General features: G+C 71.6%; 9 protein-coding genes. 6 read left to right on the forward strand and 3 right to left on the reverse strand.

All coding sequences use genetic code 11. From position 1 onward, the window contains the following. Nucleotides 1-6: 6 nt before the first annotated feature. Nucleotides 7-480 (forward strand): hypothetical protein, encoded by a 474-nt coding sequence (locus ACN26Z_RS00990; protein WP_282236503.1) that lies wholly within the window; start codon nt 7-9, stop codon nt 478-480. Here ACN26Z_RS00990 and ACN26Z_RS00995 read toward each other — a convergent pair. Genes ACN26Z_RS00995 through ACN26Z_RS01005 form a run of 3 tightly spaced genes read right to left on the reverse strand, consistent with a single transcriptional unit; the run spans nt 477 to nt 2,595 of the window. Further along, the gene (locus ACN26Z_RS00995; RefSeq protein WP_421464478.1) at nt 477-1,736 is read right to left on the reverse strand and encodes an SseB family protein; all 1,260 of its coding nucleotides are present in this window, start codon (nt 1,734-1,736) and stop codon (nt 477-479) included. The genes ACN26Z_RS00990 and ACN26Z_RS00995 overlap by 4 nt on opposite strands. Continuing rightward, nucleotides 1,730-2,215, reverse strand: coding sequence for an SUKH-3 domain-containing protein (locus tag ACN26Z_RS01000; protein ID WP_421459599.1), 486 nt, complete (start codon nt 2,213-2,215; stop codon nt 1,730-1,732). Before ACN26Z_RS01000 ends, ACN26Z_RS00995 begins: the two co-directional genes overlap by 7 nt. Next, a complete protein-coding gene (locus tag ACN26Z_RS01005; RefSeq protein WP_093411155.1) occupies nt 2,212-2,595 on the reverse strand; it encodes a YwqJ-related putative deaminase in 384 nt (127 codons plus the stop codon). Before ACN26Z_RS01005 ends, ACN26Z_RS01000 begins: the two co-directional genes overlap by 4 nt. A gap of 187 nt (nt 2,596-2,782) precedes the next feature. Between ACN26Z_RS01005 and ACN26Z_RS01010 the strand changes: the two genes are divergently transcribed. The 5 genes from ACN26Z_RS01010 to ACN26Z_RS01030 all read left to right on the forward strand — a co-directional run bounded on the left by ACN26Z_RS01010 (nt 2,783) and on the right by ACN26Z_RS01030 (nt 12,789). After that, complete coding sequence (locus ACN26Z_RS01010) at nt 2,783-4,462, forward strand: right-handed parallel beta-helix repeat-containing protein (protein WP_421459600.1); 1,680 nt, start codon at nt 2,783-2,785, stop codon at nt 4,460-4,462. 31 nt (nt 4,463-4,493) lie between these two features. Continuing rightward, a complete protein-coding gene (eccE, locus tag ACN26Z_RS01015) occupies nt 4,494-5,978 on the forward strand; it encodes a type VII secretion protein EccE (protein WP_421459601.1) in 1,485 nt (494 codons plus the stop codon). Then, nucleotides 5,975-6,667, forward strand: a complete 693-nt coding sequence (locus tag ACN26Z_RS01020) for a hypothetical protein (RefSeq protein WP_093411163.1) — start codon at nt 5,975-5,977, stop codon at nt 6,665-6,667. The genes eccE and ACN26Z_RS01020 overlap by 4 nt, the downstream gene beginning before the upstream one ends. A 130-nt stretch (nt 6,668-6,797) precedes the next feature. Further along, nucleotides 6,798-11,165, forward strand: a complete 4,368-nt coding sequence (locus tag ACN26Z_RS01025) for an ExeM/NucH family extracellular endonuclease (RefSeq protein ID WP_421459602.1) — start codon at nt 6,798-6,800, stop codon at nt 11,163-11,165. Nucleotides 11,166-11,388: 223 nt separating this feature from the next. Then, a complete protein-coding gene (locus ACN26Z_RS01030; RefSeq protein WP_421459603.1) occupies nt 11,389-12,789 on the forward strand; it encodes an MBL fold metallo-hydrolase in 1,401 nt (466 codons plus the stop codon). Nucleotides 12,790-12,793 lie beyond the last annotated feature (4 nt).

Genomic DNA, 12,793 nt, shown 5'->3' on the forward strand with positions numbered 1-12,793 from the left:
GGACAGGTGCTGAACACGTCAGCGGAGTCCGGCTCCGCGTCCATGCCGACGCCAGGCCGCCGACCTGTCGTCGTCATCATCGCCGCCCTACTGATGGTGCCCTCGATCGTCATCTGGCTGATCGCCGGGGTCGCCTTCTTCCTGGCGATGCTGCGTACCGAGGGCGACGGGCTGGGCAAGTTCCTGGTGGTGGGCATCGGTGCTGGCGTACTGGCGATCGCCTTGCTGGTGGTGCTGCTCGCGGCCATGGGGATCTTCATGGCCTGGACGGGCGACAACGCGGCCGGCCTGGCCGTGCCGGCCGGATTCACCTTCGGACTCTTCGTCGTGGTCATCGTCACGCTGCTGGCGCAGGGCAAGCTCAGCTATCACCCGACGATGGTCACGCCGCTGGTGGTGGGCGGGCTGGCCGGCGTGTCGCTCATCCTGATCAAGAGTCCACCGGCGCGAGCCTGGTTCGCCAGCCGCGCTAGCGGCTAAGCCGGGGACCAGCGGCGGCCGGTGGCGTCGAAGCGGGCCAGCAGCTCGTCCCGGCCGTCGGCGTGCAGGCAGTGCAGCTCGGTCCCGTCCGGTACGACAAGCGACTCCATTCGGGGCTGCCCCTGACCCCATTCCTCGGGCGTCGCCTCGCCGGGAGGCCAGCGCAGCACCGCCACCCACTCGTCCGACTCCTCGAACGGAGAGCCCTCACCGAGCAGCCCCAGCCGTCGGTACAGCCGGATCGGGGTGTCCCGTCCAGGTCCGTGCCAGGCGTGCACCAGCCCGGCCGCCCGGTCGTACCCATCGTCCAGGTAGGACGTCAGATAGCGGTGCGGGATGACCAGTTGCAGCAGCAGCGGCGCGTTGGGGTCGGGTCCGTCGTCGGCGGTGGATTCCGGTGCCGGGCGGGGCGCCGGTACGCCCGCAGTCGACGGGTCGGCGTACCGGGCAGCGTCCCGTCGCTGCTGCTCCTGTTCGGCCGCCTCGTGGAGCACCTGCCGCAACTCGCCGAGCCAGTCGCGCAACGTCAGCAGCGCCTCCCCGGGCAGTGCCGCCGCCAGCGGCGTCTCCGGGTTGAGCAGCAACTGCCAGGAGAGGTCCGGCCAGTGTTCGGTGAGCTGAAGGCTGCTGACCAGCACCAGGTCCCGCTCACCTAGCGCCTGCCGCAGGCGGCCTTCCGAGCTGAACACCGGCAGACTGGGCCGGCCCTGCTCGTCGGGAACGACCCACCACGGAAAGTCCGGATCGGACAGGTCCCGCGTCGCGGAACCCTCCGGATCCACCGGCAGTACCAGCTCGGCCCGGAGCAGGGTGGACATCAGGGCGTTCGGGTCCTGAAGCCGGATCGCCTCACGCAGCGGTCGCTCGGCCTCCATCACCGGCGCGCTCAGCGCTCGAAGCTCGTCAGCGGTCAGCCGTACGCCGATCGGCAACCCGGCGTCGATCGCCAGCATCCATTCGTCGTCGGGCCAGTCGACGGCGATGTCGGCAAGTCCCGAGACCCGGTAGCTCACCGACCGACCGGGCATGCCGGCGGCGATCGCCGCCGGTGAGGTGTACGCGAGCACGTGGGTGACGCCCTCGTGCTGCGCAGTCGGCCACGCCATCGGCTCCCGTCCGGCCGCCGCAGCGGGCGACACGGGTAGGAGCAGCGGACCGGCGACGAGTTCGGTGAGGAAACCCTCCCGGTCGTCGGCCTCAGCGGCGGCCAGCAGCGCGCGTTCGGTGGCCGTGGTGGGCTGCCAGGCGGTCACCAGGTGCCGTCCGCGCGTACCCGCTGGGGTCGACGACCGAGCACCAGCGTGGTGAGCGCCTCGTCGATATCCGCGCCGAGGAACCAGTCCCCGGTGTGGTCCAGCACGAACACCCGACCGTGCTCATCGAGCGCCAGGATCCCGGTGCCGTCGCCCTCCTCGCCCAGCGGGCTCAGCGGCGCGCCGATCGCCTCGGCAAGCTCGGCGAGGGTCTCCACCGAATGCCGCACCAGGAACGGGTCGAGGTGGAACTCGCTCGGTACGACCTGCTCACCCTCCCCCTGCGGGCGCACCCGCAACCCGCCGAACTCGGCGTACGCCTCGATCGCCCGTGCCGTCACGGTGTGCTGGCGACCGCCGGGCGTGGCGTGAGCGGCGATCCGCAGTCCCCACTCGCGGCCCCGGCTCTCGTCGGAGCGGTCGGGCGACCAGCCGGCGGCGGCGAGGGTCTGCGCCACCAGCGGCGGAAAGCGCTCGCTCATGTCAGCGCCTCCACGCCGAACCAGTCCAGCAGGGCGGCGCAGGAGCGACAGGGCGGCTGCACCTCGCCGTGGCGCGGGTCGCCCTCCTCCCGTACCCGGGTGACCCGGACTTTCGCGCCCCAGAGCAGCGCGCGGGACCGGGCGGCGTCGAGTGGTGGTCCGCCGGCCTCGGCGGCATAGAGCCGGTCGGAGATCAGCACCGCCTCGGCGCACCAGCCGGCGTAGCGCTCGCGCTGCTCGACAGGCAGCCCGTGCAGGAAACGCCGGACAACGGGATGCAGGTCAGGGGTCAGATCGCCGCGTACAGAGGTGTGCGTGTGGACGGTGCCGTCGGCCAGCAGCGCGCCAGCCGCCAGCGGCAGCATCCGTGGCTGCGCCATCCGTCCTCCCGGTTGTCGACAGGGGATTCCCGGCGAATTTTCGCCCGGCCCGCAAGCGAGCCTAACCGTCACCGTCCGTCCGACGGGGGTGGTGTCCGGGCACCACTGACATCGAGGGGCTCACACCGCGTCGACCGGCTGGGATATCGTCGGTTCCGCCCCCTCTTCGCCGTCCAGAGCCGGAGCCATGACGCGCACCCTTCTCGTCTCCCCGGATCAGCCCGGCGCCTACCCGTCCATCGGGGAGGCGCTGGCGGTGGCCAGCGACGACACGGTCGTCTCGGTCAGCCCCGGCACCTACCACGAGGCCCTGTTCATCAACGACCGCGGCATCAGTGTGGTCGCCGCGCAGGGCCCGGGCACGGTCACCATCGACGCGTCCTCCGGGACGTACCCGACGGTCTCCTGCAACTCCGGCCGGTTGGAACTACGCGACCTGGTCCTGAAGGCCGGTGACGCGCCGGTCGTGGTGGCCGACCGGGCGAGGCTCACCATGACCGGGTGCGAGCTGAGCGCCGGCTTCGGTGCGGCGATCCAGGTGGCCGGCCGTTCGGAGTTCACGCTCACCCGCTGCCGGGTGACCGGCGGACGGTACGGCCTGGTGGTGGAGGATTCCGACGGCAACGTCGAAGGGTGCGAGTTCACCGATCTCAGCGAGGACGGCATCATCGTGCGGATCGGGGCGGCCCCGACCATCCGCACCAGCACTGTCACCCGCTGCGGCAACCGGGGCATCTACATCTATCAGTACGGCCGACCCACCATCGAGACCTGCGACATCTCCCAGACCGGGCAGGCCGGTGTGGCGGTGGTCCATCAGAGCGCTCCGGTGCTGCGTCGCTGCCGGATCCGCGACACCCGCGGGCCGGCGGTCTCCTTCGCCCGGGGCTGCCGTGGCAGTGTCGAGGAGTGCACCACGGAGAACACCGGCCAGCCGGCGATCGAGATCGCCGAGGGAGCCGACCCGACAATCGTCGAGGGCACCGTCAACCGTAAGGCCGCCTTCGGCGCCGACGCCGCCCGCGCCACCAGCGGCCAGGACGCCGCCCGAGTGGACAAGCTGCTGGGCGAGCTCGCGGCCATGGTCGGCCTGGAATCGGTGAAGGAGGAGGTCCGCGCCCTCATCGACGAGATCCAGGTCAACGAGTGGCGGCGCAGCGCCGGGCTGCCCGTCGGCGCGGTCAGTCATCACCTGATCTTCGCGGGTGCCCCCGGCACCGGTAAGACCACTGTGGCGCGTATCTACGGTGACCTGCTGGCAGCGCTGGGCGCACTGCCCGGCGGCGCCTTCCGCGAGGTCTCCCGACGTGACCTGGTCGGTCAGTACATCGGCCACACCGCCGAGAAGACCGCCGCCGCGTTCGAGCTGGCGCGCGGCGGCGTGCTATTCATCGACGAGGCGTATACCCTCTCGCGGTCGTCGGGCACCGGCGGCGACTTCGGGCAGGAGGCCATCGACACGCTTGTCAAGCTCATGGAGGATCACCGCGACGAGATTGCGGTGATCGCGGCCGGCTACACCAGCGAGATGTTGCAGTTCCTCGACGCCAACCCCGGTCTGGCCTCCCGCTTCGCCAAGACTGTGGAGTTTGGCAACTACTCCCCGGAGCAGTTGGTGGTCATCGTGGAGCGGATGGCCGGCGGCGACGAATACCTCCTCGCCGATGGCGTCTCGGAGGTGCTCCGCGAGCACTTCGGCACCATCGAACGGGACCAGAACTTCGGCAACGCCCGGGAGGCTCGCAAGCTCTTCGAGGGTGTCCGCAAGGCGCAGGCGCAGCGGTTGCGCCAGTCCGGGCAACGTCCGAGCCTCGACGAGCTGCGGACCGTGACCGTGGCCGACGTACGCACCGCGATCGGGCGATGACGATGCCGCGCTGGTCAGGGAGGGACGTGCGGTGACGCATCCGGGTGCGGCTCAGCCGGGCGAGCCGGGTTGGCAGCATCACCCGGGGGCGGCGGCACCGCCGCCACAGCAGCGCACGCCCCAGCAGGGCGCAGCGCCGGCACCGACGCTCGGCGGTACCGGGCCCGGCCACGCCTGGGCGACCCAGCGTGGGCAGGGGCGGGCCACGGTCGGCACCGCGTACACCAGTCGGGCCGCCGCTGCGGCATCGGCCGCCGTCGCCGCGCCCGCCGCCCGGGCACCGCAGAGCCGGGCCGGCGCGCAGGCCACGGCCGCCCCGACGGGACAGGCCGTCACCGAAGGCGCGGCCGGGGACGCCGCGGCGATTCCGGTCGTACGCCCACACCGACGGCAGCCGCGCGTCGGTGGGATCCATGTGGCCCAACTCGTGGCCTGGCAGGCCGGTGCGGCGGCGGTGCTGGCGGCCACGCCGCACGGCCTGCCGCTGACCGTCGCCGTGGCCGCCGCCACGGTGCTGGTGCTCGCTCCGACGATGGTGCGCCACCAGGGCCGATGGCTTCACCAGTGGCTGGCGGTTTGGTGGGCGTACCGGGGGCGGAGCCGACGACTTGTCAGTGCCGGGTCCGACGGCCCATGGCAGCTGCTGAGCCACCTGGAAAGCACCGTCGAGCTGGATCAGGTCGAGATCGACGATCAGCCGGCCGTGCTGCTGACCCACCGGGGCGGGCTCAGCGCGGTGCTGGAGGTCGATCCGACCGAGGGCGCGCTGCTCATGGGGGCCCCGCAGGCCCTGCCCTCGCCGGTGGCGTTGCTACCGGCGGCCGACCCGAAGACGCCCGTCGTGACGGTGCAGGTGCTGATCCAGGTGACACCGGCGCCGCGCGCCCGTGCGGCGGCGGTCGACCGCGCGTACCGCGAACTGACGAACGGTGGCGTCCCGGCCAGCCGGCAGGCGTGGGTGGTGCTCCATGCGCCGCGTACCCCCGACTTTCACGCCGACCGCGACCTGCGGCCGGCGCTCACTGCGGCGATCCGCCGGACCCGGCGTCAGTTGCGGCAGGAACGGGCGACGGCCCGTCTGCTGAACCGGGACGAGGTGCTCGCCGCGGTCGCCCAGCTGACCCATCTCACCGGAGGCGCGGCCGAAAGCACCGACCGCCCCTTGGCCCGGGAAAGCTGGCGCAGCTGGACGGTTCAGGGTGTACCCCAGAGCTGTCATCGACTGCTCGCCTGGCCCAGCCGGGCGTGGCAGATCGATCCGCTGCTGCGTGGCATACCCGCCGCGGCTGGCGTGGTCTCCATCTCGGTGGCTCGGGAGAACGACCGCCCTGGTGACGACGACGCTCTGGTGGAGGTGGCGTTCCGGCTCATCGGCACCGACCCGGCCGCACTGGCCACCGCCGATCGCGCACTCGACCAGGCGATCCGCGATCACGGTGGTCGCCTGCAGAGACTCGACGGCGAGCACGCCCACGGCGTGGCCGCCACCCTGCCGTTGGGAGGCTTCCTGCGATGAACGGCGTCGCCTTTCCCGGCAGTCGGATGGGGCTGCACGTCGCGGACGCTGCCTCCGTCGCTGGGCTACGGCTGGTCGCCGGTGGCGGCGGGCTGGTCGTCGGCCGGAACCGTCAGCAGGAGCCGGTGGGGCTGCGGGTGTTCCGGGCCGAGCCGACCCGGCTGATGCTCACCGGCGGGGTACGCGCCGCCGAACTGCTCGCCTTCCGGTCACTGGCGCTCGGCGCCCGGCTGTTCGTGCAGACCGCCCGGGAGCAGGAGTGGGACGCCTTCCTGCGACGCTGCGTGATCGGCCGGGAGATCGCCTCGTTCCTGCCGCCCGGTGTCGCTCCGCCGGTGCCGGCCACACCTACCGAACCACAGCTCGTGGTGATCGACACTGGTCCGGTGACCGGGCCGGACACCAATCTCAGCGCACCCTGGCGGGCCACCCTGGTGGTCCGCGACGACCTGGCCGGCTGGGACGTCGAGGTCCTGGTCCGCAGCGACATCGTGGTGCTTCAGCGGCTCACCGAGGCCGAAGCGGCCACCGCCGCGAACGCCCTCGGGCTGGCCAGCGTGCAGAGCTGGTTCACCCAGTTGCACCCGGAGATGGTCGGCCTGATCACCAAGGGCAAGGTGCAGTGGGTGATGCTCAGCATGACCGGCACCGAGCGGCAGCTGATCGGCCCGGTCGCCCGGGGCGGCTGAGCTACCCGGTCCTGCCGCCCAGGGCGGCTGAGCTACCCGGTCTTTGCCGCATTGGTACACCTGGTGGCTCCCGCATGGACACCGGTGCCGCTTATCCTCCGACGGTCTACTCCCTTCGGAGGCCGCATACATGCAGCGCGCAAGAAGTACCCGACTACTCACAATCCCGGGCGTACTGGTCACCGCCACCACGCTCATCCTCTCCGGTGGCACCACCGCCTTCGCGGACCCGGCGCCCACCACGCCGTTCATCAGTGAGATCCACTACGACAACGTCGGCACGGACACCGGCGAGGCGATCGAGGTCGAGGGACCGGTCGGCTTCGACCTGACCGGCTGGCAGATCGTCCTGTACAACGGCGCCAACGGCGCGGCGTACGACACCAGGACGTTGACCGGCGTGGTGCCGGCCGCCGGTGTGATCGTCGAGACGTATCCGTCGAACGGTATCCAGAACGGCTCGCCCGACGGTGTCGCGCTCGTCGCGCCCGACGGTGACGTCGCCGAGTTCCTGACCTACGAGGGCACCTTCACTGCGGTCGGCGGGCCAGCGGACGGCCGGGACGGCGTCGACGTCGGCGTGCAGGAGACCGCTTCGACCCCGACGGGCCACTCGCTCCAGAAGATCGAAGGCAGTTGGCAGGCACCCGCGGCGAGCACCTTCGGGGTACGCAACGCCGCGTCGGACCCGGACCCGGACCCGACCGGCTGCACCGTCACCGTCGACCACACCATCGCCGAGGTGCAGGGCACCGGCGCGGCCACGCCGCTGGCCGGCAGCCGGGTGACCGTGGAGGGCATCGTCACCGCCGACCACCGCACCGGTGGTTACAACGGGGTGTACGTGCAGACGGCGGGCAGCGGCGCCGAGCGCCCGGTCGCCGCCGGAAGCGCCTCGGACGGCATCTTCGTCTACCTCACCACAAACACCGCGAACCACCCGACGGTCGCGATCGGCGACCGGGTCCGGGTCAGCGGTACGGCGAGCGAGTTCAACGGTCTCACCCAGCTGACCATCGCGGCCCGGACCGACGTCCAGGTCTGCGAGCAGGGCGCACCGCTGCCGGCACCGGTCCCGGTTGAGCTGCCGCTGGACGAGGCCGCTCGCGAGTCGGTCGAGTCGATGCTGGTGGCACCGGTCGGCGCGTACGCCGTCTCGGAGGTCTACAACACCAACCGGTACGGCGAGGTGGCGCTCGCCGCCGGCGACCAGCCGGCCCGGACGCCGACCGATGTGGCCCGTCCCGGCTCGGACACCGCGCAGGCCCTGGCCACCGAGAACAAGCTGCGGCGCCTGCTGGTGGACGACGGCAGGACGACGAACCTGGCCACCGCCGGGCTGCTGCCGCCGTACGTCTCGCCGGCCAGCCCGTTGCGGGTCGGTGACCAGGTGGAGGCGTTCGGCCCGTCGGTGCTGTCCTACGGCTTCAACGAGTGGCGTCTACAACCGACCCGCCCGGTCGACGCGGACACCGCGCCGGCCGCCCGGACCACGTTCAAGACCACCAACCCGCGTACCGCCGGACCCGTCGACGTCGGCGGCGACCTGCGGGTGGCCAGCTTCAACGTGTTGAACTACTTCGTCCACTTCGGCGGCGACGCCCGGGGTGCGGCCGACGAGGCGGCGCTGGCCAAGCAGGAAGCGAAGATCGTTTCGGCGATCACCGCGCTGAACGCCGACGTGGTCGCGCTGGAGGAGATCGAGAACTCGGTCCGGTTCAACGCCGAGGATCCGCAACAGGCCCTCAAGCGCCTGGTCGCCGCCCTGAACGGCGAGGACGGCGCGGGCACCTGGGACTACGTCCGCACTCCGACCGAGCTGCCCGGCGCGACCGAGCAGGACGTCATCACCACCGCGATCATCTTCAAGCCGGCCAAGGCGCAGCCGAAGGGCCCGTCACGGTCGGTGAACGACGAGACGGTGTGGTCCAACGCACGCGAGCCGATCGCGCAGACGTTCACCGCCGGTTCGGTGGACTTCATCGTGGTGGCCAACCACTTCAAGTCCAAGAGTGGTGCCGGCAGCGGTGACAACGCCGACGCCGGCGACGGTCAGGGCGGTTGGAACGGCGACCGGGTCCGGCAGGCCGGGGCGCTGGCTGCCTTCGTGGAGCAGGTCAAGGCGGACAGCGAGACCGACAACGTGCTGCTCCTGGGTGACTTCAACGCGTACACCCAGGAGGACCCGATGCAGGTCCTCTACGACGAGGACTACCGCAACCTCAACGACACCGGGAAGACCAGCTACGTCTTCAACGGTGAGTCCGGCTCACTCGACCACGCGCTCGCCTCGCCGTCGCTGGCGTCGCGGGTCACCGGGGTCGACGTGTGGCAGATCAACGCGGTCGAGTCGTACGCCTTCCAGTACGACGGCCTGGCCGCGTTCTTCGCGCCGGACCCGTACCGGGCCAGCGACCACAACCCGCTGGTGGTTGGCCTCGACACCGGTTCCGGCACCGGCCCGGTGGACCTCCAACTGCTGAGCATCAACGACTTCCACGGCCGGCTGGAGTCACCAGCCACCGTCGGAGGTCAGCCGGTCGGCGGCGCGGCTCAGGTCGCCGGTCTGGTGAATCAGTTGCGGGCGGAGAACCCGAACACCGCGTTCGTCTCCGCCGGTGACAACATCGGCGCCTCCACCTTCATCTCGGCGATCGACGACGACAACCCGACGATCGACGCGTTGAACCAGGCCGGCCTGCTCGTCTCGGCGGTGGGCAACCACGAGTTCGACAAGGGCATGGCGGACCTGACCGGCCGGGTGACCGACCGGGCCGACTTCCCGCACCTGGGCGCCAACGTGTACCGCGGTGACACCCGGGCGCTGCCGGCGTACTCGGTGGACACCATCGGCGGCGTCCGCGTCGGGTTCATCGGCGTGGTCACCGAGCAGACCGCCTCGCTGGTCAGCCCGGACGGCATCGCCGGCATCACCTTCCGCGACCCGGTCGCCGAGGCCAATCTGGTCGCCGGCCAACTCAAGGACGGCAACCCGGACAACGGCGAGGCGGAGGTGGTGGTGCTGCTCGCGCACGAGGGCGCCGCGACCGAGAACATCGACTCCCCGGAGGCGCTGGCGAACGACCCGGTCTTCGGCGATTTCACCCGTGCCGACGCCGCGATCGACGTCATCTTCAGCGGGCACACCCACCAGCCGTACGCCTTCGAGGTGCCGGTGCCCGGCACCGACAAGCTACGGCCGATCGTGCAGGCCGAGGACTACGGCAAGCGTCTGGGCAAGGTCACGCTGACCTTCGACCCGGAGACGGGCTCGATCACCTCCGCCGACGCGTCCCTGGTGGACGTCGTCGGCGCACCGCAGGACCCGGCGGTGGCGGAGATCGTGGCCGCGGCGAAGGTCCGGGCGCAGGAGTTGGGTCAGCGGAAGCTCGGTGAGATCACCGCCGACATCCGGCGGGCCTACACCGACGGCAACGAGGATCGGGGCAAGGAGTCGACGCTTGGCAACTTCATCGCCGACGTGCAACTCGCCGGTACCCGTGACGCCGGTCGGGGCGGGGCGCAGATCGCCTTCATGAACCCCGGCGGTCTGCGGGCCGACCTGCTGTACGGCGAGGACGGCACGGTGACCTACGCCGAGGCCTTCGCCGTCCAGCCGTTCGCCAACGACGTGGTCACCAAGACCTACACCGGTGCCGAGATCAAGCAGGTGCTGGAGCAGCAGTGGCAGCCGGCGGGCACGTCCCGCCCGGTGCTGTGGCTCGGTGTGTCGGAGGGCTTCAGCTACACCTACGACCCGGAGGCCGCACCGGGCTCGCGGATCACCTCGATGGAGCTGAACGGCACGCCGATCGACCCGGCGGGCAGCTACCGGGTGACGGTGAACTCGTTCCTCGCCGCCGGCGGGGACAACTTCACCACCCTGGGTGGGGGCACCAACCTGGTGACCACCGGCGACAACGACCTCACCATGCTGGTGAGCTACTTCGCCGCCAACTCACCGGTGACGGCGGACACCGAACCACGGTCGTCGGTCGGTCAGGGCGGGCCGCAGTGCACCACCACGATCACCGGCAAGCACTCCCGGCCGCTGCTCGTGACCACCGGCCTGACCTGCGTGGAGAACGCCACGATCGCCGGCCCGGTGTCGATCGCCGCGGGAGCCTCGCTGCGGGTGACCGGCGGCACCATCAACGGCCCGGTCTCCGCCACCCGGCCGGTGCTGTTCGAGCTGTCGGGCACGAAGGTCTCCGGTCCGGTCACGGTGGCCGGCGCCACCGGCGACCTGAAGATCAGCAAGGCCCGGATCAACGGGCCGCTGTCGCTGGTGGCCAACCTCGGCGGGGTACGGGTCGACGGGGTCACCGTCAGCGGCCCGGTGGTGGTGACGGGCAACTCCGGCAGCCAGCCGGTGGTCGTCGCCGCCAACACCATCAGCGGCCCGCTGGCCTGCTCCGGCAACACGCCCGCCCCGGTGAACGAGGGTCGGGCCAACACGGTGCGGGGCCCGGCGGCCGGTCAGTGCGCACGCCTGTGACCGCTGGGTGACAACGCCGGTCCGCGGTCGGAGCTGTTCCGGCCGCGGACCGGCCCCCTGTTCCGGCCGCGGACCAGCCCCCGGTTCGCTCCGGCCAACCCGTCCGAGTGGGCGACACATACCCCCCGGGGTATAGTCGGAGACGGTTACCCCGATCGAGGCCGCATCTCCGCCGCCCGGTCGGGTAACCACCCGCTGAAGACGAGGAATCGAGGAGCTGGACATGACGGTGCAGGTGTCGGTCATCACGACGTCGTCCCTCGGCGACCGCAGCTACCTGGCGACCGACGGCCGGATCGCGGTCGTGGTGGACCCGCAGCGCGACATCGACCGGGTGCTGTACCTCGCCGGCGCGGCCGGCGTGCGGATCACCCACGTGGTCGAGACGCACCTGCACAACGACTACGTCTCCGGCGGGCTGGACCTGGCCCGGCTGACCGGGGCGCGCTACCTGGTGGCCGCCGCCGACGAGGTCGGTTTCGACCGGGTACCGGTCGACGACGGCGACGTCATCGAGGTGTCGGAGGCGCTGCGACTGCGGGCCGTGGCCACCCCTGGCCACACCTTCCACCACCTGTCGTACGTACTCGACGAGGCCACCGGGGCGGGCTGGACCCCGGCGGGGGTCTTCACCGGAGGATCGCTGCTGTTCGGCACCACCGGCCGCACCGACCTGCTCGGTGCCGAGCACGCACACGAGTTGGCCCAGCGTCAGCACACCTCGGCGAAGCGGCTCGCCGACCTGCTGCCCGACGGTGCGCAGGTGTGGCCCACCCACGGCTTCGGCAGCTTCTGCTCGGCCAGCCAGGCCGACGCCCCGGACTCGACAATCGGCCGGGAGAAGCAGGTCAATCCGGTCTTCCGGCTGGCCGCGACCGAGTTCGTCACCGAAACCCTGGCCGGTCTGGACGCCTACCCGGCGTACTACGCGCACATGGGGGTGGCCAACAGCGCCGGCCCGGCACCGGTGGACCTCACCCCGGTGGCCCGGGCCGACGCCGCGCAGCTACGGGAACGCATCGCCGCCGGGGAGTGGGTGGTCGACCTGCGACACCGCAAGGCGTACGCGGTCTCGCACCTGGCTGGCACGGTGAGCCTCGGTCTCGACGGCCCCATGTCGACCTGGCTCGGCTGGCTGATCGACTGGGGCACTCCGGTCACGCTGCTGGCCGAGACGCCGGAGCAGGTCGCCGACGCCCAGCGCGAGCTGGTCCGGATCGGCATCGACCGGCCCGCCGCCCAGGCGACCGGAACTCCGGGGCAGTGGGCCGACAAGCCCGCCGAGCTGCGGGAGCTGCTCGTCGCGGACTTCCCGGCGCTGGCTGCCGCGCAGGCCGGGAACCCGCCGGCCGGGCTGCCCGCCCCGCAGGTCGTCCTCGACGTGCGGCTGGGCAACGAGTGGCGGGACGGCCACGTCGAGGGTGCCGTGCACGTACCGCTGCCCGAGCTGCCCCGCCGGATGGCCGACATTCCGGGCGGTGCCGTCTGGGTGCACTGCGGGTCCGGCTACCGGGCCGCCCTCGCCGCCTCCCTGCTGGCCAATGTCGGCCGCGACGTGGTGCTCATCAACGACACCTTCGGCAACGCCGAGTCGGCCGGCGTACGACTCGACCGCAACGCCTGACCGC

Origin of the sequence: Verrucosispora sp. WMMD703 (genome assembly GCF_049178935.1) — a bacterium.
In the GTDB taxonomy this organism is placed as follows: Bacteria; Actinomycetota; Actinomycetes; order Mycobacteriales; family Micromonosporaceae; genus Micromonospora; species Micromonospora sediminimaris.